Raw genomic sequence first — 22,829 nt, forward strand, 5'->3', positions numbered from 1 at the left:
TCAAAAAGATGGCTGACTGGTTCTTTCCGGCATCGCCGGAGAGGGCTTTCGGCAGCTTTGTGCGCTTATGGTATTTAATTGGTGAATCTTTTTTCGAAGATTTGCCCTTCTTAACCAGAGAGTAACATTAACGCGTTTTAATCACCTTACTGAGTTTCGAGTATGGGCGAGTTGAACATGCGTTTACAAATTTTGCAGCACACGTCTGAACGTCTCCTGCGGAATGTCGCGATCGTTCTGATTGCCGGTTTTGGTGCCGGGTGCAGTGCCGATACGATGCGCTTCACTGATGGTATCAGTACGGGCTCTACGTCCAGTCAGCGTGTCGCACAGCAGCCGGCTGGCGATCTTTATGCATCCGCGGCTCCTGTGGCTCCCGCTTCCAGCGGCTCTGTTCAGCGCAATTCGCTGCCGCCGGTGTCCTCGGCGCCGATGGCGGCACCTGTTGCCGCAGCGCGCCAGTCTGTGCAGGCTCCGGTCGCAGCCGCATCCAATCACATCCAGAATCAGGTCGGTCAGGCGCAGGATATGGCCGCAAACCGTGTGAACAACACGGTCAATGCAGCCGAAACCAAGGTTGCCAGTGCCGCCACCGCTACGCGCAATACCGTGAACGGCGCGCAGGAAAAGGTTCTCGGACAGCTTCCGGCTGCTCCGTCCGCGCCAAGGCCAACGGATAACAATATCGCGGTCGTACCGCAGGCGCCTGCCGTCAACGGCAAGAAGCCTTCGGCAAACGATATGGCGTCAGCGGGCGCAAACGCAACGACGCCGCCAGCGTCGAACGGCACCTATACGGTAAAGAGCGGCGATTCACTCTTCTCCATCGCCCAGAAGCACAATGTGCCCGTCGAGCAGTTGAAGAAGGCCAACGGACTGTCGAACGGCGCTATCCGCGTCGGACAGGCGCTTGTCATCCCGTCCGCCGCAGCTGGCAATGCAACGCAGGTTGCCGCAGTTTCGCAGCCGCCGGAAAACCCGGCCAAGACAGCTTCCGCCCCAGCCGCCAACGCCGATGTGAAGCCTTACACGCCGCCGCAGGCGAGCAACAAGGTGATCGAGGATGCCGAAAAGGATCAGGCGGCAGCGCCTTCCTCCACCGGCATTTCGCAGATGCGCTGGCCGGTGCGTGGCCGCATTCTCGCAAGCTTCGGCCAGCGTGACGGCACTTCGGTAAGCGACGGCATCGACATCATGGTTCCGGAAGGCACCTCGGTGAAGGCGGCTGAAAATGGCGTTGTCATCTATGCCGGTGACGGCCTCAAGGAGTTCGGCCAGACGGTTCTGATCCGCCACGACAACGGCCTCGTTACCGTTTACGGCCACAACAGCCAGATATTGGTTCAGCGTGGACAGAAAGTCCGTCGCGGCGAAGAAGTTGCAAAATCTGGCATGAGCGGCAACGCGAAATCTCCGAAACTGCACTTTGAGGTGCGCAAAAATTCCGCGCCGGTCAATCCTTCCAAATATCTGGAATCCTGATCGGAACGTGACTCAACAAGAAAGGCGGACCCAAAAGTCCGCCTTTCTCTTTTATGCGTTGTTCCATCGTTTTACATGGCAATGCCGAGGCGACCCGCCAGATCCTGTATATATTGCCACGCAACACGACCGGAGCGGTTTCCACGCGTTGTGGACCATTCCAGTGCTTCTGCATGCATCTTGGCAGGATCGTATGCCAGCTTGAAATAGGCCGCATAGCCGTCAACCATTGCGAGATAATCGTCCTGGCTACATTTATGGAAACCGAGCCAGAGACCGAAACGGTCTGACAGCGAAACCTTTTCCTCAATGGCTTCCGAAGGATTGATCGCCGTCGAGCGCTCATTGTCGATCATGTCGCGCGGCATGAGATGGCGCCGGTTCGACGTTGCATAGAAAATCACATTGCCGGGACGCCCCTCCACACCGCCTTCGAGCGCCGCCTTGAGCGATTTATAGGACGTATCGTCGTGATCGAAGGAAAGGTCATCGCAGAACAGGATGAAGCGATAGTCCGTATCCTTGATGAGATTCATCAATGTCGGAAGGCTATCAATATCCTCACGGTGGATTTCGATCAGCTTGAGCGGGGTATGGTCCGGCATTTCCGCATTGACGCTTGCCTGCGCAGCCTTGACGAGCGAGGATTTGCCCATGCCGCGCGCCCCCCAGAGCAGCACATTATTGGCCGGAAATCCTTTTGCGAAGCGCCGGGTATTGTCCACAAGCTGGTCACGTACCAAATCTACGCCACGGATCAGCGCGATATCCACTCGGTTGACACGCTTGACCGGATCAAGGGTCAGTCGTTCGGGAGCCCAGACGAAGCAGTCTGCGGCATTGAGATCGGGTGTTCTGGCTTCCGGCGGCGCAATGCGTTCCAGAGCGGCGATCAAGCGGTCCAGTTTTTGGCTGAGTATGTCTTCGGTCGTCATTTCATGCCCCTGATGATAGGAGTATGGACTTAACATGCCACAGCGGAGGCGAAAAGTGTGCGACCTTGGCACAGGCGGGGTCATCGCCAGTTGCATTTGGCGCGCTAACCATTGTAATGCCGTTAATAATTTGTCTTCGAGACTTCAGAGGAGTTCCTAATGTTCGTAACACCGGCTTTCGCTCAGGCATCCGGCGGCGCTGCTGGGCCAGACATGCTCATGAGCATTCTGCCGTTCATCCTGATCTTCGTGATCATGTACTTCCTCATCATCCGCCCACAGCGGACCCAGATGAAGAAGCGTCAGGAAATGCTGTCGCAGGTTCGTCGCGGCGATACCGTCGTCACTGGCGGCGGCATTGTCGGCAAGGTTCAGAAGGTCGTTGATGACAACGAACTCGAAGTCGAAATTGCTGAAGGCGTTCGCATCCGCGTCATGCGCAGCACCCTGATGGATGTTCGCGTGAAGGGCGAACCTGTCGCCGACAACAAGAACAAGTAATTCTTTTACAACATGCAGGCCCCGGTAAGATTTCCATAACCGGGGCCTGTGCATTATTCGGCAAGCGCCAGAACGTGCGCGCCACGACGCCGGAGAGCGGTTCGCAATAGGTGAACTCCGGCCTGCTCTATCCAAGCTGATACGGAATTGCTGCTCCATGCTCTATTTTTCACGCTGGAAATCTGCCCTGATCTGGCTCGCGGTTCTCGTGAGCTTCGTCATCGCTTCCCCTAATTTTTTCTCGCGTGAAACGCTGGCAAAGCTGCCAAATTTCCTGCCGAAACAGCAGATCTCCCTTGGACTCGATCTCTCCGGCGGCTCGCGCCTGGTCCTGCAAGTGCAGAATCCGGGACGAGGGGGTCTTGAGCGCACAGCGGACATCATGCGCCAGCGCCTTGAGGAGCTGGGATATGGCAAGCCTCTCGTCGAAGTGGAAAACCGCAATCAGATTCGGGTCGAAGTTCCAGGCGTTTATGACGCGCAGCTCCTGAAAGACATTCTCAGTGTTCGCGGCAATTTTTCTTTCCGCGCCGTTGACAGCACCATGGGGCCGGACGACGCCATTCGTGGAACGCCGCCCGCCGATAGTGAAGTTATCTACTCTTATGACGACCCGCCGGTCGGTTACCTGGTCAAGAAGCAGCCGATCCTGACTGGCGCGAATGTGACCGACGCAAAGGCAACGCTTTCGGACGACGACAGCGAACCCATCATCACGCTCACGCTGGACGATGCGGGCCGCAAGAACCTTGCCGAGGCAACATCGCATCTGGTTGGCGGGAGTTTTGCTATCGTCGTTGATAATCAGATCGTTTCCGCACCTGCCGTCGACGAGAAGCTCGACACGAACGAATTGCAGATTTCGGGTGCGTTCGATCTTCAGGCGGCCAACAATATGGCGGTGGTGCTGCGTTCCGGCGCGCTGCCACAGAATGTTACGGTTCTGGAAGAACGCACGATAGCATCGGCTCTGGGCGAGGACTACGCCAGCGCCGCTGCGCTGGCAGCTTTGCTGGCTGCGCTGCTGGTCGGCCTGTTCATGATCTTGTCCTACGGCATATTGGGTGTGATCGCGATGATCGCGCTCGCCGTCAATATCATCATCCTCACAGCCATACTCTCGCTGATTGGCGCTTCGATCAGCCTTGCAAGCATCGCCGGTCTGGTGCTGACAATAGGTCTGGCCGTCGACGCCCATATCCTGATTTATGAACGTGTTCGCGAAGATCGCCGCAAGGGCTATTCCGTCGTTCAGGCGATGGAATCCGGCTTTTATCGCGCTCTTTCAACCATCATTGATGCGAACCTCACCACACTGATTGCTGCGCTCGTTCTGTTCCTGCTCGGCTCGGGAACGGTGCACGGCTTCGCGCTGACGGTCGCGGTCGGTATCGGCACGACGCTCTTCACTACGCTCACTTTCACGCGACTGCTGATTGCGCAATGGGTGCGCACGGCCAAGCCGAAGGAAGTGCCGAAGCGTCGCTTGAAGCTGGTCCCGACAGTAACGCACATTCCTTTCATGCGTCTGCAATTCGTGACGCTTGGCATTTCGGTTCTCGCCTGCGCGATTGTGATCGCCTTGTTCGTCAATATCGGCTTCAACTACGGTATCGATTTCCGTGGCGGCTCGATGGTGGAGCTGCAGGCGCGCAGTGGCGACGCCAATCTCGAAGACATCACCGAGCGGCTGACCGAACTCAATATCGACAGCGCGCGCGTTCTGCCTGCAAAATCCCCGCGTTCCGCTCTCGTCATCATCGGCAGTCAGGAGGTCGGCGACGATGCGGAACAAACCGTCGCCGTAAAGCTGCGCGGCGAGTTCGAGCAGGATTATTCATTCCAGCGGGTCGAAGTCGTCGGACCGACGGTTTCGGAACAGCTTTCCCGCGCCGGTATTCTGGCGGTCATCCTGTCGCTGATCGGTATCTTTATTTATGTGTGGGTCCGGTTCCGCTGGCAGCTTGCGCTCGGCGCGGTGCTGTCTACCCTGCACGACGTCATCATTCTGGCGGGCATGTTCATTGTGTTCCGCATGGAATTCAACCTGTGGAGCGTCGCGGCGATCCTGACGATCATCGGCTATTCGCTAAACGATACGGTGGTTATTTATGACCGCGTGCGCGAGAACCTGCGTGTCTATAAACGCGCCCCGCTGCCCGCCATCATTGATGCGTCGATCAATCAGACACTGTCGCGCACCCTGCTGACGTCCTTCGTGACGTTTCTCGCGCATATTCCGCTTTATGCCTTTGGCGGCGCGGATATACGCAGTTTCGCGCTTGCACTTAGCGTCGGTATCATAGTCGCGAGTTACTCGTCGATCTTCATCGCGGCTCCGTTGCTGGTTCAGTTCGGCCTCAAGCCGCGGGGCGCGAATGAATCCAGCGATTCGATGGATGATGAACTGGCGCAATCGCTGAATTTGGAAAGCTGACAATGGCCCATGGGATAGAGATAAGAGAGGCCCATTTTCCGGGTCGTGCGCCCATCGATGCCTATGGCAATGGAGGCTTTCGCTTTGCGGAAATGTCGCATCGCGGATCGATCCTTTGTCTGCCTTCGGGAATTCACGGCTGGGAACCGGCCACGCCGCCACTGCTCGCTAAAGCCGATCTGGAAATGATCCTTGAGCAGGCATCCGATATTGAAATTCTGCTGGTGGGAACCGGCATGGATCTGCGCCGGATCCCCGAAGACGTTCGTGCCATCTTGAGGAACCATCGCATTTCTTCCGATCCTATGAGCACAGGCGCTGCGGTTCGCACCTACAATGTGCTTCTGGCCGAAGATCGCGCGGTTGCGGCGGCGCTGATTGCTGTAGATTGAACACCATGAACGAGAATGAGGCACATTGCCTGGCATTGCTTCGCGAAGCGGACCGGGACCGATATCTTTCAGTGCTCTACGCGCCGGAGGATCGTCGCGGCGGTCTGGCGGCATTATACGCATTCAATGCCGAGATCGCGCGTATCCGCGATCTTGTCCATGAACCGTTGCCGGGCGAGGTGCGCCTGCAATGGTGGCGCGATCTCATCAATGGTGAGGCGAGGGGCAGTGCGGAAGCGCATCCCGTTGCCGCAGCGCTGATCAGCACTATTGAAAAATATGAACTGCCGCGAGCAGCCTTCGACAATTATTGCGAAGCGCGCATTTTCGATCTTTATGATGACCCGATGCCGAGCCGTAATGATCTGGAAGGTTATTGCGGGGAAACCGCGTCGGCGATCATTCAGCTAGCCGGTTTTATACTCGACAGGGATGCCGCGCAGGCACAAACCGAGATAACAGGCCATGCGGGAGTAGCGCAGGCCGCGACGGGTTTGCTTCGCCTGATGCCCATTCATCGGCGGCGTGGGCAACTCTATGTTCCGGCGGATATGTTGCAGGCGGTGGGTGTGGCCCGTGAGAACTTCCTCGCCGGTGAAGACAAAGCGGCCACCGGACGCGTCACCAGCATCATGCTGGCTTTCGCGCGCGAACATCTGGCGATTTTCGAGAAGAACAGGTCGCAACTGCCGAAGAGCCTTGCTCCGGCATTCCTGCCTTTGGCGCTTGTCCCGGCCTATCTGCGAGCAATCGAGCGCCTTGGCACCGAGGCCGTGGAGAAGGTGGCAGACATTTCAGCTATTCGGAAACAATGGCTGATGTTCAGAGCCAACTTCTAAGCATTCAAAAAAGATAGGCTTCAGTCCATTCAAACTGAAGCCTATCGCAATATTACTCGCCCAATCCCAGCCATTGGCGGCAATCAGCGAGAGCACGCGCGGAAAGCGCACGCTTCTTGGCAATTGTTTTTTCCTTGCCGCGCAGGCGCTTGCCTTCGGGCTTCGGCACATCGACAGGCGGGAACAAGCCGAAATTCACATTCATCGGCTGGAACGAACGTTTGCCCGGCTCGTCATCCGCCACAATATGTCCGCCCGTGATATGCCCGAGCAGGGCACCGAATGCCGTGGTTCCCGGAGGCGGCGTCAACGTTTGCCCCAGCTTCTCGGCGGCTGTGAAACGGCCCGCGAGCAGGCCGATCGCAGACGATTCCACATAGCCTTCACAGCCTGTCACCTGACCGGCAAAGCGCAATGTCTTGCGTGATTTAAGCCGAAGCGTGCCATCAAGCAGCACGGGAGAATTCAGATAGGTGTTGCGGTGAAGACCGCCGAGACGCGCAAATTCCGCGTTCTCCAGCCCCGGAATCATCTTGAAGATGCCCGTCTGTGAGCCGTATTTGAGCTTCGTCTGGAAGCCGACCATATTGTAGAGCGTGCCGAGCGCATTGTCCTGACGAAGCTGCACGACAGCATAGGGCTTTACGGTCGGGTTGTGCGCATTGGTAAGGCCCATCGGCTTCATGGGGCCATGGCGTAAGGTTTCCGCTCCGCGTTCGGCCATAACCTCAATCGGCAGGCAGCCATCGAAATAAGGCGTGCCTTCCCACTCCTTGAAGTCGGTCTTGTCGCCTTCGACCAGTGCGGCGACGAAGGCCTCATACTGCTCCTTGTCCATGGGGCAGTTGATATAGTCTTTTCCGGTGCCGCCGGGCCCCACCTTGTCATAGCGCGATTGGAACCAGCAGACATCCATATTGATCGAATCAAAATGGATGATCGGCGCAATGGCATCGAAGAAAGCCAGCGCATCCGCGCCGGTTTGCGCCTGAATCGCCTCCGCGAGCGAAGGCGCGGTCAACGGCCCGGTGGCAACGATGGTCGTCCCCCATTCCTCCGGCGGCAGACCGGTGACCTCTTCCCGAACGATGCTAATCAGCGGATGGGCTTCAAGCTTGGCAGTGACAGCCTGCGAAAAACCTTCGCGGTCGACAGCCAGTGCGCCGCCAGCCGGAACCTGATGGGCGTCAGCGCAAGCCATGATGAGCGAACCGGCAAGACGCATTTCGGCATGAAGAACGCCGACGGCATTGGTTTCTGCATCGTCCGAGCGGAATGAGTTGGAACAGACCAACTCCGCCAGTTGCTCGGTCTTGTGCGCATCGGTGCCGCGCACCGGGCGCATTTCGTGCAATATGACGGGCACGCCCGCCTGCGCGAGCTGCCATGCCGCTTCAGAACCGGCAAGGCCGCCGCCGACGACGTGAACGGGAGAAAGATCGGGTGTTTTTGACATGGCCATTCCCTTATCGCCTTTGCTGAACGCCTTCAATGGAGAAGGCGCGCCGGGAAGGGGAATCGAGCGGCAAAAAGAAATGGCATCCGTCGCGGGAGGAGGAGCGACGGATGCCATTATGGTAAGACCGGCATTGGGAGGAGGAGAACCGGTCTTGTTATCGCAGAACCTGGGAGGAGGATGGTTCTGCGATGAACCAAGTCTGGTGGGAGGAGGAGCCAGACTTGGAGAAACCCGTATCGGGAAAATTATGAGGCTCGTTGAATTAGCGAGCCTTGGTCTGGCGAGCCACGAACGGAATGTCCGCGCGGGAGATGCCAAGATCGTTCAGCTCACGGGTGGAGAGCTGGCTGAGTTCATTGACGGTGTCGCGGTAACGGCGCCAGTTGTTGTAAGAGCGAAGCAGGTTCATCGTGCTATTCCTTCATCGTTGAGGAACTGGAGTTCTGTTTAATTCATCTCGTTTGTTGCCCATGATATAAGCTATTGTTTTCGCAGGTTGCAGACCCGACTTTGCATAGCTGCTCTGCGGGTTCTGCACGTCACTCTAAATCGATTAGACTGGCTGGGCACAAAATTGCCGCAAAGCGATTTGATCCCTCTCTTTGCCGGCTGCACGGTTTCCTATATGTTCTCAACCGCTTACGGTTGCGGCAGCAACAACTGACGGAATGAGCAGGAGCTAATTTGTCATTTTCCATTTCTGTTGAGCGCCTGATAGAGCGATGGCAGCGGGACGGCCTGATCGATGCGGAGACTGCATCGAAACTGAACGCCGACCTTGAAAAGCGGGCTTCGGTCTTCAGTCTCGGTTCCGTTCTGGCCACCCTTGGCGGGCTGCTTCTTGGCGCAGCCGTGATCATGCTCGTTGCCGCCAACTGGCAGGACATGCCGCGGCTTATGCGCATTGGCCTCATATTCGTTCTTATATGGGCAAGCTATCTCGGCGGTGCGTGGCGGCAAGCTCGGGGTGACAATCTGTTTCCGGCGGTATGCTATATCGTAGGCGCTGCATCCTTCGGAGCGGGGCTGGCGCTCGTGGGCCAAATGTATCATTTGTCCGGCGATATCCATTCCGCCGCAATCTACTGGTCTGTCGGCGTCCTGATTTCGGCCTTTCTTCTACGCGCCCCGGTGCTGGCTGCATTTGGGGCAGGCGTCGCCTGCTTCTATCTTTCGACATATGTATTCGACGCGTCATCTTATGATGACGTGACCTATCGCTGGATCGGGCCGCTGCTGTTGGCGTTCGGTGCTGCTGCGGCGTTGTTTACACGTTCCCGGCATGCAGCGCATCTGTGGGCCATGTTCTCCATCGGTTGGGCTTTGCTCATTTATGTCGAGCACGAGAGCAATACGGTGCTGGTGCTTATGCTGGTCGTGGGAATCGGGCTGATACTTGCTGACGGTTTTGCTCATGCGACGGTGCAAAGATTGACACGCTTCGCTCATCCGCTTGCGGCCTATGGCCTGCTTCTGGCGTTGTTGGCGCTCGTCACACTTCAACTCAACCAGATGTTCTCTTATTCAAGCGTTGGCGCAAGTCTGGATAGGGACATATTATATAGCATCTTCATACTGGCGCTTGCGATCGGAGCGATTGCTGTAGCCGGACGCAACAATGGCGGTCTGCGCTCCATCGCCTATGCCGCATTTTCGATTCAGGTTCTCTATCTGGCTTTTGAGACGGTCGGCACCATGATCGGAACCTCCGGCTTCTTCCTGACGGCAGGCATTCTGGTCCTGCTGCTGGCTGCGTTCGTGCGGCGCATGGAGAACCGTTTCGGAAGGAAAAGCAGCGTGGAGGTACATCCATGAGCAGTCGGCTCAGATGGCTCTATGTCGGTGCCGTCATAACCGCGTTGCTGCAAACCGGCATTCTTTATGCTGGCATTGAAAAACGCGCCTCGGTCTTGCGCTCGGGCGCGGAAGTGACGCTCCAGACGGAACCTTTCGACCCGCGCGACCTGATGCGTGGCGATTACGTCGTTCTTGGCTACGAAATATCAAGTCTGGCAAGAAAGGACATAGCAGGCATCCCTCCCACCGGCTCGCGCACTGTCTATGTGGCTTTGAAGCCTGATGCGGACGGTATAGCGCGGTTTTCACGCGCTTCATTCTTACCTATTTCAGAGCTTATAGCGGGCGAGGTGCAGATTCGCGGCGAAGCCGCCTATTCAATATCCGACGATCCGCAATCGAATGTTCGTCTCAATTTCGGCATCGAACGATATTATGTACCTGAAGGGCAGGGACGAGCGATTGAAGACAGCCAGCGAGAACGGCGGATCACTGCCGTTGTTGCCGTAGACCCGAAAGGAGTGCCGGTCATCAAGGCTCTGCAGGAAGACGGGATGCAGCTTTATCAGGAGCCGCTTTATTGATCCCGAGAACGCTCCATATTTCAAAAGGGTTGGCTGACGGCAAAGGATCGCTATATAGAGGCGGAAAAGGACAGCCGGAGCGAACCCGGTAATTCTCTACGGGGAAGGCGGCTTTTTTCCTTTGAACCGTGAAAATTGGATGATATAGAGACGCGCGCTTTCGAGGGGCGGTTCAACATCTGAGACGAATAATGGTGCGTTCTGAGGAATGCGCTTCGGTTCAGAAGCGGATGTGGCGAAATTGGTAGACGCACCAGATTTAGGTTCTGGCGGGAGACCGTGGGGGTTCGAGTCCCTCCATCCGCACCAACTGCCATAAGGCAAAAGAATTTCTCTCCCGCGACAAGGCAAGCAAGCCGGTGACGGCGGGACAATGACAAGAAGTGAAGGTTTGAACATGCAGGTTACCGAAACGCTCAATGAAGGGCTGAAGCGCGAGATTAAAGTCGTGGTTCCGGCCAAGGATCTCGAAGCCAAGCTCTCGGAGCGGCTCGAAACTGCGCGCGGTCGCGCACGCATCAACGGCTTCCGCCCCGGCAAGGTGCCTGCAAATCATCTGCGCAAGATGTACGGCAAGTCCTTCATGGCGGAGATCGTCAACGAAATCCTCAACGATTCGTCGCGCTCGATTCTCGCTGACCGCAACGAAAAGTCAGCGACCCAGCCTGAAGTCATTATGTCGGAAGACGAAAAAGAGGCCGAAAAGGTCCTCGACGGCAAGGCCGATTTCGTTTTCTCGCTGAACTACGAAGTTCTGCCGGCAATCGAAGTCAAGGACTTCTCCAAGATCGCCGTTACCCGTGAAGTCGTCGATATTTCCGATGAGGAAGTCGATGAGCAGGTGAAGCGCATCGCTTCTTCGACCCGCACCTTCGAAACCAAGAAGGGCAAGGCAGAAAACGAAGATCGCGTTACCATCGATTATCTCGGCAAGCTCGACGGCGAGCCGTTCGAAGGTGGCGCCGACAACGATGCGCAGCTCGTTCTCGGTTCCGGCCAGTTCATTCCGGGCTTCGAAGAGCAGCTCGTTGGCCTCAAGGCCGGTGACGAGAAGGTCATCAATGTTACCTTCCCGGCTGAATATGGCGCCGCTCATCTGGCTGGCAAGGAAGCTACCTTCGACATCAAGGTCAAGGAAGTTGCCAAGCCGAACGAACTCGTCCTCGATGACGAAACCGCCAAGAAGCTCGGCATTGAATCGCTTGAGCGTCTGCGTCAGGTCGTTCGCGAACAGATCGAAAGCCAGTACGGCCAGATCACCCGCCAGAAGGTAAAGCGTCAGATTCTCGACGCTCTGGATGGCGACTACCAGTTTGAAACGCCGCAGAAGCTTGTTGACGCTGAGTTCAACAACATCTGGCAGCAGATCAACTTCGACCTGCAGCAGGCTGGCCGTACCTTCGAAGACGAAGACACAACCGAAGAAGCTGCTCGCGAAGAATACCGCAAGCTCGCTGAACGTCGCGTTCGTCTTGGCCTCGTTCTCTCCGAAATCGGCGAGAAGGCAGGCGTGGAAGTAACGGAAGAAGAACTGCAGCGCGCGGTTTACGATCAGGTTCGTCGCTATCCGGGCCAGGAAAAGGAAATCTACGAATTCCTGCGCAAGACGCCGGATGCCGTTGCCAACCTGCGCGCCCCGATCTTCGAGGAAAAGGTCGTTGACCATCTGCTCGCCAACATCAACGTGACCGACAAGAAGGTCTCGAAGGAAGAGCTGACGGCTGAAGACGAAGATGCAGCTTCGGAAGCAAAGCCTGCCAAGAAGGCTGCTGCGAAGAAGAAGGCCGCTCCCAAGAAGAAGGCCGACGAAGACAAGTCCGAAGAGGCTTGATCTTTTCTGTCTGGTGAATTTGGAACTGGCCGCGCCTTGCGCGGCCTTTTCCGTTTCGACACGCGGATAAATGGCTGAAAAGCTTGCATCCACAGGGGCTTTGCTCTAGCCAGTAGTCAATCCGTTTTTCAGCTCAATCAAGATATTCGCGAGCCAGCATGTCCATTATTGATACGCGCACGCCAGAACCGAAACGCTTCATTTCCGGCGCCACGGGCGACTGGGAAGTCGTCATCGGCATGGAAGTCCATGCGCAGGTCACGTCAGAATCGAAGCTGTTTTCCGGCGCCTCCACTTCGTTCGGGGCAGAGCCAAACTCGAACGTTTCCCTCGTTGATGCGGCCATGCCAGGCATGTTGCCGGTCATCAATCTGGAATGCGTCAAGCAAGCGGTTCGTACGGGCATTGGGCTCAATGCGCAGATCAATCTGAAGTCGGTTTTCGACCGCAAGAACTATTTCTATCCCGATCTGCCGCAGGGCTATCAGATTTCGCAGTTCAAGCAGCCCATCGTCGGTGAAGGCAAGATCATGATTTCGGTCGGCCCGGACAATAAGGGCCAGTTCGAAGACGTGGAAATCGGCATCGAACGCCTGCATCTGGAGCAGGACGCGGGCAAGTCCATGCACGACCAGCATCCGACGATGTCCTATGTCGACCTGAACCGTTCCGGCGTCGCCTTGATGGAAATCGTCTCCAAGCCGGACCTGCGCTCCTCCGACGAGGCGCGCGCCTATCTGACCAAGCTGCGCACGATTGTCCGTTATCTTGGCACCTGCGACGGCAATATGGACGAAGGTTCGATGCGCGCCGACGTGAACGTTTCGGTCCGTCGCCCCGGCGGCGAGTTCGGCACGCGCTGCGAAATCAAGAACGTCAACTCGATCCGTTTCGTCGGTCAGGCTATCGAATATGAAGCGCGCCGCCAGATTGCGATTCTTGAGGATGGCGGTTCCATCGATCAGGAGACGCGCCTGTTCGATCCGGTGAAGGGCGAAACACGTTCGATGCGCTCCAAGGAAGAAGCGCATGACTATCGTTATTTCCCTGACCCGGATCTTTTGCCGCTCGAATTCGATCAGGCATTTGTGGATGCTCTGGCCGCAGAACTGCCGGAATTGCCGGACGTCAAGAAGCAGCGTCTCGTGGAAACGCAGGGCATTTCCGTTTACGACGCCTCCATCCTTGTGACCGAGAAGGCAATTGCCGACTACTATGAAGCCGTTGCTGCCGGTCGCGACGGCAAGGCCGCGGCAAACTGGGTCATCAACGACCTTCTTGGTGCGCTGAACAAGGCAGGCAAGGATATAGAGGAATCGCCGGTCACCCCCGATCAGCTTGGCGCGATCATCGATCTCATCAAGGAAGGCACGATTTCCGGCAAGATCGCAAAGGACCTCTTCGAAATCGTCTGGAATGAAGGCGGAGACCCGAAGAAGCTCGTTGAAGAACGCGGCATGAAGCAGGTCACGGATACCGGCGCGATCGAGAAGGCCGTGGACGACGTTATCGCCGCCAACCCGGAAAAGGTCGAACAGGCGAAAGCCAAGCCGACACTGGCTGGCTGGTTCGTCGGTCAGGTCATGAAGGCAACGGGCGGCAAGGCCAACCCGCAGTCTGTGAATGAACTTGTCAAGGCCAAGCTCGGGATTGAAGAGTAATGTGGGTCAGAAGCGCGACAGAAGCCGATCTCAAGGCAGTGCATGAACTGCTCGTATCGACCTGGCACGCGACCTTCGATGACCTCCTCGGGCGGGAAATGGTGAATGCCGTTACCGCCCAGTGGCACAGCATCGCCGTGCTGAAGGCCAATCTGAAGAAGCCTTACTCGGAGTTCATCATTGCCGATAATGGCAGTGGGGGCATCGACGGAATGGCTTTTGCCAGCCAGTCCGAAGAAGGCAAGGCTTCGCTACATCAGCTCTATGTCCGGCCCGATGCGCAGGTTCAGGGCATCGGGACGATGCTTCTCGCTGAAATCGAGATGGCTTTTCCCGGTGTCCGGACGATGAAGCTCGAAGTGATCGAGAGAAACACCAAGGCGGTGAATTTCTATGAGCGCAAGGGCTACAGCAAGGTCGGCCGTAATGAGGATTGGGGCGATCCCAATTGCAAGGAGCCGGTGCTGGTCATGGAAAAGTCGCTGGAAGGCTGGAATATGTAGACCCCAAAGTGGAGACCGGTTTGGGGATCAAGACATGCGAGAATATAAAAGCCCGAAGCGCGTAGCGCTCTTCATACTCTTGTGACAGCGGCAACTTGACCCTTGCCATGGCCGGGCGATAGGGTCATAAGCAAGAAAACCCGGTGGTTCTGATCACCTGTGGCAATGATGGATCTGGAATAGGTCATGAAGAAATTTATCACGCAAGTTTTCACCTGGTGGAACGGCCAGACGCTCGGCACACGGTTTCATACGTGGCGCAAGGGCGAGCGCGTCGGTGAGGACGAGTTCGGCAATATCTATTACCAGGGCGGCAAGGATTCCGAGGGCCGTACGCGTCGCTGGGTGATCTTCAATGGCTATGCGGAAGCAAGCGCTATTCCTCCCGGCTGGCACGGCTGGATACATCATCGCGTCGATACGCCGCCCTCCAAGGAAGACTATCGTCCGCGCGAATGGCAGAAGCCGCATCTGCAGAACCTGACCGGTTCCCCGCTGGCTTATCGCCCGAAGGGCGCCATTGCCCGTCCCGGCTCGGAGCCTGCGGAACGTCCGCGTGTGACCGGTGAATACGATGCCTGGACGCCGGGCAACTGATATTCTGTTTCGGTCTTCGACCGGCGCGTTAATCCGCGCCGGATTTCTTATGTCCGCCTTTTGATGCTATCGCAAAAGGCTTGAGGATAGAAGGTTCGCTTCATGCCCGCGGCTACATTGCGGCTTGCGGGAGGGCAACGAATCGTCACAATTCTTGCTTAGGAATTGTTCCAGCTCAATTTAACCCTTTTGGATGCGGATCTCCGTTTTGACGAAGCAAACTCCCGGCAACGGAAAAAACTCGATCAAAAGGGCTGTTCAGCTTGCCCTGTTCTCGCTCGTGGCCACTGCCAGTTGCTTTGAGGCTGCGATGGCCGAACGCATTACCAATCCGGTTGCGGAGTTCTCCGGCCTCGACAAAATCACAGGCCGCATCACGACGTTTGACGTCTACATCAATGAGACTGTTCAGTTCGGCGCTCTTCAGGTGACGCCGAAAGTCTGTTATTCCCGCACGGAGAATGAAGCGCCACGCACCGACGGCTTCGTTCAGGTCGATGAAATTACGCTGGATCGGAAGATACGCCGTATTTTCACCGGCTGGATGTTTGCCGATAGTCCCGGCCTCAATGCGGTCGAACACCCGATTTATGACGTTTGGCTGAAAGACTGCAAGCAGAAGTCGGAAGTGCCTCCGCCGGATCAGCGCAAATAAACTCCGCCTTTTGTTTACGCATCATCCTCGGCAAGCTGCGGGACGCATACTCTAAAAACGCGCGATTCCGTCGAGCGCAGTTTCCAGCAATTTCTCGTATTTTTTTCTTGGAACTTCCACGGCGCCGAATCTCTCAAGATGGGGCGTGGTGAACTGTGTGTCGAGAAGAACGAAGCCGCGGCTGACCAGATGCTGGACCAGATAGGCGAGGCAGACTTTTGATGCGTCACGCTTGCGCGTGAACATGCTCTCGCCAAAAAAGGCACGTCCGAGCGTTACCCCATAAAGCCCGCCGACAAGCTTGCCCTCATGCCACGCTTCCACTGTATGGCAATGTCCGATTTCAAACAGTTTTTTGTAAGCCTCGCGGATTGGCCCATTAATCCACGTGCGCGCGCGTTCGCCGGTGCCGCTGGCGCACCCGTCGATCACGCCATCAAAATCACTATCGAGCTTTATGTCGAAAATGCCCTGGCGGATCGTTTTCCGCAGGCTTTTGGGAAGGTGGAAGCCATCAAGCGGGATTATGCCGCGCTTCTCGGGACGAACCCAGAAGACTTCCGGATCGTCGGCTTCTTCGGCCATGGGAAATATTCCCGTGGCATAGGCCCGCAGGAGCAACTCCGGTTCGATTGAATAGTCGTCCGGGGACACTCCTGCGGTCACTTTCGTCAGGCGCTTTCGCTTTTGGTTTTCGTGGCCAGATATTTTTCCAGCCAGTGAATGTCGTAGTCGCCGTTGGCAATATCCTGATTGGCGATCAGGTCCTGGAAGAGAGGCAGGGTGGTTTTCACGCCATCAACAACGAACTCGTCCAGCGCGCGGCGCAGACGCATCATGCATTCGACGCGGTTGCGACCATGCACGATGAGCTTGCCGATAAGGCTGTCGTAATAGGGCGGAATGCGATAGCCGGAATAGACGCCCGAATCCACGCGGATGCCGAGGCCGCCCGGCGTGTGATAATGGGTGATCAGGCCCGGCGAGGGCGCGAATGTCAGCGGATCTTCGGCGTTGATACGGCATTCGATTGCATGGCCGGAGAAGCGGATATCCTTCTGCTTCACCGACAGGCCGAGGCCGGCCGCAACGCGAATCTGTTCGTGAACGAGATCGATGCCGGTGATGGCTTCGGTGATCGGATGTTCCACCTGGAGACGCGTGTTCATTTCAATGAAATAGAATTCGCCGTCTTCATAAAGGAACTCGATCGTTCCCGCACCGCGATAGCCCAGTTCCGCACAGGCATTGGCGCAGACCATGCCGATCTTGTCGCGTGCCTCGGCATTGAGCGCCGGTGAATTGGCTTCTTCCCATACCTTCTGGTGGCGGCGCTGCAACGAGCAATCGCGTTCACCCAGATGAATGGCGTTGCCAGCACCATCGCCCATGATCTGAACTTCGATGTGACGCGGCTTTTCGAGATATTTCTCGATATAGACCGCGTCATCGCCAAAGGCTGCGCCAGCTTCCGAGCGAGCGGTTGCAAGAGCGATGGAAAGATCTTCCTCGCTGCGGGCAACCTTCATGCCGCGTCCGCCGCCACCGGCTGAAGCCTTGATGATGACCGGATAGCCGATTTCCTTGGCGATGCGGGCAGCTTCCACATCGTCTGTCACACCGCCGTCAGAACCCGGAACGACCGGAATGCCGAGGCGCTTTGCGGTGCGCTTGGCTTCGATCTTGTCGCCCATGATACGGATATGCGAAGCGGTGGGGCCGATGAAGGTGATGCCGTGCGCTTCAAGGATTTCCGCAAACTTGGCGTTCTCCGACAGGAAACCGTAGCCCGGATGGATGGCGTCGGCGCCGGTGATCTCGCAGGCAGCAACAATCTGATGGATGTTCAGATAGCTGTCGCGCGACGGCGGCGGGCCGATGCAAACACTTTCATCTGCCAGGCGCACATGCATCGCATCGGCATCTGCCGTGGAATGGACGGCGACGGTCTTGATGCCCAGTTCCTTACAAGCCCTGAGCACGCGAAGAGCGATTTCGCCACGATTGGCTATGAGTATCTTTTGAAACATTGCGCTTTGCTGCCCGTTCATTGAATAAGCCGTAATCAACTATCTTATTCGATTACGACGAGCGGCTCACCGAATTCCACCGGCTGAGCGTCTTCGACGAGGATGGCCTTTACGGTGCCGGCGCGCGGGGCCGGAATCTGGTTCATCGTCTTCATGGCTTCGATGATGAGCAGGGTCTGGCCTTCCTTTACCTGCGCGCCAACCTCGATGAAGTTGCGAGCGCCGGGAGCCGGAGCGAGATAGGCGGTGCCAACCATCGGCGACGGAACGGCATTCTTCGACAGATCAGCCTTTGCCGGTTCGGCGGCGGCTGCAACCGGCGCAGGAGCGGCTGCAACTGGAGCTGCGGCAGGCACAACGGTCGCTGCGGCCTGAACCGTAACCTTGCGCGAAACGCGGATACGCAGGTCGCCGTGCTCGACTTCGATGTCGGTCAGGTCGGTTTCATTGAGAATATCCGCCAGGTCGCGGATCGTTTCCTTGTCGATGACGGAATTTTTGCTGGACATATCAGGCCCCTTTAACGCTTTGCCCGTTGTTTTCTTCTTCTTTGGCAATTGCCGCAAGCGCGCGCAGACCGAGCAGGTATCCTTCCGCGCCAAAGCCGCAAATAACGCCTCTGGCGACTGCGGATACATAGGAGTGATGCCGGAAAGCCTCACGCGCATGTATGTTCGAAAGATGGACTTCCACGACCGTTACCTTGGCCGAGCGGATCGCATCGTGAATAGCAACCGAAGTGTGGCTATAGGCGGCAGGATTGATGAGGACATAGGCATTTTTATCGCCCGCTTCCTGAATCCATGTCACCAGATCGCCTTCATAATTGGACTGACGGAAATCGACATCAAGTCCGAGTTGACCAGCCTCGCGCTTGCAACTCGCTTCGATATCCTCAAGCGTTGCAACACCGTATATCCCCGGTTCTCGTTTGCCGAGAAGGTTGAGGTTGGGGCCGTTCAAAACAAAAACCGTTTTTGCCATATCCGTCCGCGACTGATAACGCACTACCACGAAATTTCGGTATACTTCGCATTTCATATAGAGGGCTTGGACGCAAGCCGAAACCCTCTAAATCATTGCAGATGTTTTGCCGGACCGGTTTTTCCCGCTATTCTGTGCAAAATGGCTGGCAATGCGGCAATTCTCTTCATCTGGTACGGCTTGAATGCCGCGGCTTAAACTGTTTCACAAAAGTGATCGGTCAAGCCGCGAACCCGCTGCCTAATTTTTCGCTGCGGCGCGCGCTGCGGCGATTCTCTCGGCCAGTCCATCCACGCCGATGGCGCCGGGAACCAGTTCATCGCCTATAATATAGGATGGCGTGCCGGTGATGTTGAGTTGCTGCGCCAGCTGATAGGTCTGCTGGAACGCGCCGGTAATGGCCGGGTCCTTCATCTTTTCGCGCAGCTGTGCTTCGTCGACTCCCAGTTTCACGGCATCGGCGATGGCGGAGTCTTCCGTCGCACGCTCTTGCGCGCCCAACAGCACTTCGTGGAATTCAGCATATTTTTCTGGCATCAATGCTCTGAACGCCTGCGCCACGATATGCGCCTTGGCGGAATCCGGTCCGAGAATCGGAAACTCCTTCATAACGAACCGCACATTCTTGTCGGTCTTCAGGATTGCTTCCATGTCGGGCAGTGCCCGCTTGCAATAGCCGCAATTGTAGTCGAAGAACTCGTAGACCGTCACGTCGCCTTCAGGATTGCCGAAGACCGCGTCGTGCTTTGGATCGTAAAGCGAACTGCGATTGGCGGCCAATACCTGCTTGATCTGCTCCTGCGCTGCCCGTGCCTGCTTGGTTTCAAGGGCGCTTTGTACTTCCAGCATCAGTTCCGGATTCTGGATGAGATAATTGCGCACGACATTTTCAATGGCTTGCTGGTTCATCCCCGCAGGCGCGGCGGCGGTTTCCACCGGGGCGGGCGCCTGCCGGGCCGTTCCCGCGTAGTACCCCAATGCGAGAGCGGCAATGCCCGCAATGCCGCTGGCAACTGTTATGGAAACTGCATTCTTCATTCCAAATTCCAATCTGTCTCGAATATCGGCGTCAGGCGTAAATGGCCGCCTTACTTGCTTTTCTTGGCATTGATGATGTCCTGCGCGCGAAGCCACTCCGGAGAGCGGGGCTTCATCTGTTTTTGCGCACGGATGGCGAATATCTGGGCCTGCTGAAGTTTGCCAGAATAATAGTTCATATCGGCCGTGGCGAGGTCCGCGAGGGCCATATCACCCTGCTGGCCATAGGCCTGCGCGAGGTAGCCATAGCCGCCCGGAAATTCCGGATCGGATGCGATGCCCGCCTTGATCTCCTTGATTGCGGTCGGCATGTTCGCCTTGGCGCCCGTGAGCATGAGGGCGCGTCCATAGCTCATGCGCAACAGCGGCGATTTGCGCGGGTCGAGCGAAACGGCCTTCTGGAAAGCCTTAGCAGCTCCTGCAGCGTCGTTGGCTTTGATGAGGACTTCTCCTCTCATCTCCTGGAAATACGGGTTATTCGGCTGTTCCTTGACGAGCGCGTCGAACTTGGGAAGCGCTGCACGGGCCGAGCCGTTCAGGAATGTTGTGATCGCATTGCCATAACGGGCAGGGAGACCGCCGGGATTGCTGCGGAACATGCGCTGAAGGGCAGCCATATTGCCCGAATAAGCGGCAATCTTGGCGCGCGCCATGTCGTGGCGCAACTGCAAGGCAGGAGAATCGGTCTTGTTGAAATGAGGGCTCTTTCTCGCAAGCTCTTCCAGATTGGCAATTCGCTCACGGGGCAGCGGGTGGCTGATGCGATATTGGTCGATCTGGGTGCCGGTCAGCGACAAGGCCGACGCAAAGCGTTCGAATGTATTGAGCATTCCCTTCGTCGATTGCCCGGTGGCGTTGAGATAATTCACGGCGAGGCGATCAGCGGTCATTTCCTCGGTGCGCTGATAGTTGAGGACACTGCGCATGGCCATTTCGCCCGAACCCATCGCGATGCCCGCGCCAGCACCTGCTGCATTGCCGCTGCCGCTTGCGGCACCGGCAACACCGGCGCCAACGCCCAGCAGCATCCCGATGATCGCCATATTGCGAGCCCGGCTCAATTGTTCGCGCAGGCGCTCCTGATGCCCGCCAGCCAGATGGCCCGATTCGTGCGCGATCACGCCGATGATTTCATTGGGGGTTTCCGCCTGCATGATTGCGCCCGTATTGATGAAGATACGGCGACCATCAACGAAGGCATTGAAGCTCGGCGAATTGACCAGGATGACGCGAACGCCCCGACCGCCCAGCCCGGCCACCTTGAGGATCGGCGCGGCATAATCGGCAACAAGCGCCTCGATTTCCGCATCGCGAACGATGGGAACGCCGCCGCCGCGTGACTGCGCGAATGCGGGCAGGGCACTGGTGAGGGCTATGGAGGCCGCGGTCATTGCGGCGACCGAACGTCGGACCATACTGTGGAAAGAAAACCTTCTGGCTGGGAAAGGTGAAGTCATCATCCCCATCGTGCTGCTCTTCCTTCTTCAAACCGGCCCGAATCTTATAGCCTTTGCTTTCAATCAACGATAGGCGGAGGGTGGGATAATCTATTTGATCGAATTTTCCCTAAAGGTGCTGTTGCTTTAGCAATCCGGCGATTATACGGCGGGTTGAGAAAGCGACATTCGCAATTTTTTGGAGGTAATGGTGGTCACTCTTTCCAGCCGCAGCGAAGTTGAGCCCTTCCACGCCATGGACCTTCTGGCAGAGGCTAACCGCCGTCGCGCAGCCGGGCATCCGATCATTTCCATGGCGGTAGGCCAGCCGGCTGATCCCGCACCCGCCGCCGTCCGGCAGGCTGCCGAACGCGCCTTGAAGGACGGCCGCATCGGCTACACGGATGCCCTGGGGCTGATCGAACTGAGGGAGGCGATTGCTGCACATTATGCCGATCACTATGGGATTTCGGTCTCGCCGGAACGCATTGCTGTAACGACGGGCTCATCCGCTGCCTTCAATCTGGCCTTTGTTGTCTATTTTGATCCCGGCGACCGTGTTGCCATTACGCGCCCCGGCTATCCCGCCTACCGCAATATATTGACGGCGCTTGGGCTTGAGGTTGTGGAAATCGCGACGGGCAATGGAACGTCGGCATCACTGACCGCCGAGGCGCTTGCGGCGGCACATGCCGAGAAGCCCTTGAAAGGCGTCCTGTTTGCAAGCCCTGCCAATCCGACCGGCGCTGTCATCGACAAGCCGGAGCTCAAGGCGATCATTGAAACGGCTCGTGATCTCGGCATCCGGGTTATCTCTGACGAAATCTACCACCGGCTTTCCTATGAGGCAGACGATGTCACCGCATTGGAGATTTCCAACGATGTTACCGTCATCAACTCGTTCTCCAAATATTACTGCATGACCGGCTGGCGTATCGGCTGGATGGTTTTGCCTGAAAGCGACACGCGCGCAATCGAACGACTTGGGCAGAGCCTTTATATTTCCGCGCCGGAGCTTTCGCAGCGCGCCGCCATCGAAGCTTTTCATGCTACTGCGGAACTCGAACGGGTGAAGGATCGCTATCGTCAGAACCGGTCGATCCTGCTGGATCACCTTCCACGTATCGGCCTCAGCCTTGCTGCACCGATGGACGGAGCATTTTATGCATATTGCGACGTGTCGCGCTTCACGAACGACAGCATGGAATTTGCTCGCCGAATGATTGCCGAAATCAACATCGCAGCGACACCCGGGCGCGATTTCGATCCGCTGGACGGGCACCGGACGATGCGCTTTTCCTATGCGGGCAAGATTGAGGAAATGGAAGAGGCTGTTCGCCGGCTTGAAGACTGGCTGCCGCAGCAGAGGGCCTGAATCCCGGTTCGGGCCTCGGAAAACCAAGCTTCTACAAAAGCAAAGAAAAACCGGCGTTTCCGCCGGTTCAGACTGCTGACAAACCCCTGGCCTTGTTCAGGGGTTTGTGATTCATTGGGTCATGCTGAAGAAACCCGCTCCGTCGCAGACAGCTCTCGAGATGGTAACGCTCGACAGTCTGGTTCCGAAGGATCACCTGCTTCGCAAGATCGATGCTGTGATCGACTTCTCCTTCATCCACGACCGCGTTGCCGGACTTTACTGCGCCGACAACGGCCGCCCGGCGCTCGATC

Annotated in this window: 22 protein-coding genes, 1 tRNA gene and 1 pseudogene; 15 read left to right on the forward strand and 9 right to left on the reverse strand. The window is 56.9% G+C overall.

Going from position 1 to position 22,829, the window contains the following annotated elements:
- The first annotated feature begins 162 nt into the window (after positions 1-162).
- A complete protein-coding gene (dipM, locus tag F9K78_RS16475) occupies positions 163-1,482 on the forward strand; it encodes a cell division endopeptidase DipM (protein WP_121986062.1) in 1,320 nt (439 codons plus the stop codon).
- 71 nt (positions 1,483-1,553) lie between these two features.
- Here dipM and F9K78_RS16480 read toward each other — a convergent pair whose 3' ends face one another.
- On the reverse strand, positions 1,554-2,417 hold the full coding sequence (locus F9K78_RS16480) for an ATP-binding protein (protein WP_121982597.1): 864 nt from the start codon (positions 2,415-2,417) through the stop codon (positions 1,554-1,556).
- Positions 2,418-2,576: 159 nt separating this feature from the next.
- On the opposite strand from F9K78_RS16480, the gene yajC reads away from it, so the two are divergent.
- From yajC to F9K78_RS16500, 4 genes are all read left to right on the forward strand, one after another.
- A complete protein-coding gene (gene yajC / locus F9K78_RS16485) occupies positions 2,577-2,918 on the forward strand; it encodes a preprotein translocase subunit YajC (protein WP_006466672.1) in 342 nt (113 codons plus the stop codon).
- Positions 2,919-3,075: 157 nt separating this feature from the next.
- Positions 3,076-5,355, forward strand: a complete 2,280-nt coding sequence (secDF, locus tag F9K78_RS16490; protein ID WP_235925456.1) for a protein translocase subunit SecDF — start codon at positions 3,076-3,078, stop codon at positions 5,353-5,355.
- 2 nt (positions 5,356-5,357) lie between these two features.
- A complete protein-coding gene (locus F9K78_RS16495; protein WP_121982599.1) occupies positions 5,358-5,747 on the forward strand; it encodes an Mth938-like domain-containing protein in 390 nt (129 codons plus the stop codon).
- Between the two features lie 5 nt (positions 5,748-5,752).
- Entirely contained in the window at positions 5,753-6,586 is an 834-nt protein-coding gene (locus F9K78_RS16500; protein WP_121982600.1) for a phytoene/squalene synthase family protein, read from the forward strand.
- A gap of 52 nt (positions 6,587-6,638) precedes the next feature.
- Here F9K78_RS16500 and trmFO read toward each other — a convergent pair whose 3' ends face one another.
- Positions 6,639-8,042: a methylenetetrahydrofolate--tRNA-(uracil(54)-C(5))-methyltransferase (FADH(2)-oxidizing) TrmFO gene (gene trmFO, locus F9K78_RS16505; protein ID WP_121982601.1), complete on the reverse strand. Its 1,404-nt coding sequence runs from the start codon at positions 8,040-8,042 to the stop codon at positions 6,639-6,641.
- A 265-nt stretch (positions 8,043-8,307) separates the two neighbouring features.
- On the reverse strand, positions 8,308-8,454 hold the full coding sequence (locus F9K78_RS16515; protein WP_006466676.1) for a DUF1127 domain-containing protein: 147 nt from the start codon (positions 8,452-8,454) through the stop codon (positions 8,308-8,310).
- A gap of 275 nt (positions 8,455-8,729) precedes the next feature.
- Between F9K78_RS16515 and F9K78_RS16520 the strand changes: the two genes are divergently transcribed.
- The 8 genes from F9K78_RS16520 (at position 8,730) to F9K78_RS16560 (ending at position 15,673) form a co-directional block, all read left to right on the forward strand.
- Positions 8,730-9,860, forward strand: coding sequence for a DUF2157 domain-containing protein (locus F9K78_RS16520; protein WP_121982602.1), 1,131 nt, complete (start codon positions 8,730-8,732; stop codon positions 9,858-9,860).
- A complete protein-coding gene (locus tag F9K78_RS16525; RefSeq protein ID WP_121982603.1) occupies positions 9,857-10,426 on the forward strand; it encodes a GDYXXLXY domain-containing protein in 570 nt (189 codons plus the stop codon). The genes F9K78_RS16520 and F9K78_RS16525 overlap by 4 nt, the downstream gene beginning before the upstream one ends.
- A gap of 226 nt (positions 10,427-10,652) precedes the next feature.
- Positions 10,653-10,735 (forward strand) — tRNA-Leu (locus tag F9K78_RS16535).
- 88 nt (positions 10,736-10,823) lie between these two features.
- The gene (gene tig, locus F9K78_RS16540) at positions 10,824-12,257 is read left to right on the forward strand and encodes a trigger factor (protein WP_261363917.1); all 1,434 of its coding nucleotides are present in this window, start codon (positions 10,824-10,826) and stop codon (positions 12,255-12,257) included.
- Positions 12,258-12,415: 158 nt separating this feature from the next.
- A complete protein-coding gene (gatB, locus tag F9K78_RS16545) occupies positions 12,416-13,918 on the forward strand; it encodes an Asp-tRNA(Asn)/Glu-tRNA(Gln) amidotransferase subunit GatB (RefSeq protein ID WP_121982605.1) in 1,503 nt (500 codons plus the stop codon).
- The gene (locus F9K78_RS16550) at positions 13,918-14,421 is read left to right on the forward strand and encodes a GNAT family N-acetyltransferase (RefSeq protein WP_121982606.1); all 504 of its coding nucleotides are present in this window, start codon (positions 13,918-13,920) and stop codon (positions 14,419-14,421) included. Before gatB ends, F9K78_RS16550 begins: the two co-directional genes overlap by 1 nt.
- 186 nt (positions 14,422-14,607) lie before the next feature.
- Positions 14,608-15,018, forward strand: a complete 411-nt coding sequence (locus tag F9K78_RS16555; protein ID WP_121982607.1) for an NADH:ubiquinone oxidoreductase subunit NDUFA12 — start codon at positions 14,608-14,610, stop codon at positions 15,016-15,018.
- Positions 15,019-15,211: 193 nt separating this feature from the next.
- Positions 15,212-15,673 carry a DUF2155 domain-containing protein gene (locus F9K78_RS16560; protein WP_121982608.1) on the forward strand — a complete coding sequence of 154 codons (462 nt, stop codon included), beginning with the start codon at positions 15,212-15,214 and terminating at the stop codon, positions 15,671-15,673.
- 51 nt (positions 15,674-15,724) lie between these two features.
- On the opposite strand, the gene aat is transcribed toward F9K78_RS16560, so the two are convergent.
- From aat to F9K78_RS16590, 6 genes are all read right to left on the reverse strand, one after another.
- On the reverse strand, positions 15,725-16,294 hold the full coding sequence (gene aat / locus F9K78_RS16565; RefSeq protein WP_121982650.1) for a leucyl/phenylalanyl-tRNA--protein transferase: 570 nt from the start codon (positions 16,292-16,294) through the stop codon (positions 15,725-15,727).
- A 50-nt stretch (positions 16,295-16,344) separates the two neighbouring features.
- Entirely contained in the window at positions 16,345-17,703 is a 1,359-nt protein-coding gene (gene accC / locus F9K78_RS16570) for an acetyl-CoA carboxylase biotin carboxylase subunit (protein WP_121982609.1), read from the reverse strand.
- A gap of 44 nt (positions 17,704-17,747) precedes the next feature.
- Positions 17,748-18,212 (reverse strand): acetyl-CoA carboxylase biotin carboxyl carrier protein, encoded by a 465-nt coding sequence (gene accB / locus F9K78_RS16575; RefSeq protein WP_121982610.1) that lies wholly within the window; start codon positions 18,210-18,212, stop codon positions 17,748-17,750.
- A gap of 1 nt (position 18,213) precedes the next feature.
- Positions 18,214-18,687, reverse strand: coding sequence for a type II 3-dehydroquinate dehydratase (gene aroQ / locus F9K78_RS16580; protein WP_121982651.1), 474 nt, complete (start codon positions 18,685-18,687; stop codon positions 18,214-18,216).
- A 240-nt stretch (positions 18,688-18,927) separates the two neighbouring features.
- Positions 18,928-19,725, reverse strand: coding sequence for a DsbA family protein (locus F9K78_RS16585; protein WP_121982611.1), 798 nt, complete (start codon positions 19,723-19,725; stop codon positions 18,928-18,930).
- Positions 19,726-19,775: 50 nt separating this feature from the next.
- On the reverse strand, positions 19,776-21,191 hold the full coding sequence (locus F9K78_RS16590) for a M48 family metalloprotease (RefSeq protein ID WP_121982612.1): 1,416 nt from the start codon (positions 21,189-21,191) through the stop codon (positions 19,776-19,778).
- Positions 21,192-21,372: 181 nt separating this feature from the next.
- Here F9K78_RS16590 and F9K78_RS16595 point away from each other — a divergent pair, with 181 nt between their 5' ends.
- Positions 21,373-22,536 (forward strand): pyridoxal phosphate-dependent aminotransferase, encoded by a 1,164-nt coding sequence (locus F9K78_RS16595; protein ID WP_121982652.1) that lies wholly within the window; start codon positions 21,373-21,375, stop codon positions 22,534-22,536.
- A 121-nt stretch (positions 22,537-22,657) separates the two neighbouring features.
- Positions 22,658-22,829 (forward strand): annotated as a pseudogene (locus tag F9K78_RS16600) (IS5/IS1182 family transposase); the annotation flags it as partial.

This window comes from Brucella pseudintermedia, from assembly GCF_008932435.1.
GTDB lineage: Bacteria > Pseudomonadota > Alphaproteobacteria > Rhizobiales > Rhizobiaceae > Brucella > Brucella pseudintermedia.

Bases quoted from the DNA above. Each gene is read 5' to 3' on its own strand.
- F9K78_RS16555 (WP_121982607.1), top strand. From the start codon at position 14,608: ATGAAGAAATTTATCACGCAAGTTTTCACCTGGTGGAACGGCCAGACG.
- accB (WP_121982610.1), bottom strand. From the start codon at position 18,212: ATGTCCAGCAAAAATTCCGTCATCGACAAGGAAACGATCCGCGACCTG.
- F9K78_RS16525 (WP_121982603.1), top strand. From the start codon at position 9,857: ATGAGCAGTCGGCTCAGATGGCTCTATGTCGGTGCCGTCATAACCGCG.
- F9K78_RS16560 (WP_121982608.1), top strand. From the start codon at position 15,212: ATGCGGATCTCCGTTTTGACGAAGCAAACTCCCGGCAACGGAAAAAAC.
- yajC (WP_006466672.1), top strand. From the start codon at position 2,577: ATGTTCGTAACACCGGCTTTCGCTCAGGCATCCGGCGGCGCTGCTGGG.
- F9K78_RS16550 (WP_121982606.1), top strand. From the start codon at position 13,918: ATGTGGGTCAGAAGCGCGACAGAAGCCGATCTCAAGGCAGTGCATGAA.
- trmFO (WP_121982601.1), bottom strand. From the start codon at position 8,042: ATGTCAAAAACACCCGATCTTTCTCCCGTTCACGTCGTCGGCGGCGGC.
- secDF (WP_235925456.1), top strand. From the start codon at position 3,076: ATGCTCTATTTTTCACGCTGGAAATCTGCCCTGATCTGGCTCGCGGTT.
- F9K78_RS16500 (WP_121982600.1), top strand. From the start codon at position 5,753: ATGAACGAGAATGAGGCACATTGCCTGGCATTGCTTCGCGAAGCGGAC.
- F9K78_RS16480 (WP_121982597.1), bottom strand. From the start codon at position 2,417: ATGACGACCGAAGACATACTCAGCCAAAAACTGGACCGCTTGATCGCC.
- F9K78_RS16515 (WP_006466676.1), bottom strand. From the start codon at position 8,454: ATGAACCTGCTTCGCTCTTACAACAACTGGCGCCGTTACCGCGACACC.
- accC (WP_121982609.1), bottom strand. From the start codon at position 17,703: ATGTTTCAAAAGATACTCATAGCCAATCGTGGCGAAATCGCTCTTCGC.
- aroQ (WP_121982651.1), bottom strand. From the start codon at position 18,687: ATGGCAAAAACGGTTTTTGTTTTGAACGGCCCCAACCTCAACCTTCTC.
- dipM (WP_121986062.1), top strand. From the start codon at position 163: ATGGGCGAGTTGAACATGCGTTTACAAATTTTGCAGCACACGTCTGAA.
- tig (WP_261363917.1), top strand. From the start codon at position 10,824: ATGCAGGTTACCGAAACGCTCAATGAAGGGCTGAAGCGCGAGATTAAA.
- F9K78_RS16585 (WP_121982611.1), bottom strand. From the start codon at position 19,725: ATGAAGAATGCAGTTTCCATAACAGTTGCCAGCGGCATTGCGGGCATT.
- F9K78_RS16590 (WP_121982612.1), bottom strand. From the start codon at position 21,191: ATGGGGATGATGACTTCACCTTTCCCAGCCAGAAGGTTTTCTTTCCAC.
- gatB (WP_121982605.1), top strand. From the start codon at position 12,416: ATGTCCATTATTGATACGCGCACGCCAGAACCGAAACGCTTCATTTCC.
- F9K78_RS16495 (WP_121982599.1), top strand. From the start codon at position 5,358: ATGGCCCATGGGATAGAGATAAGAGAGGCCCATTTTCCGGGTCGTGCG.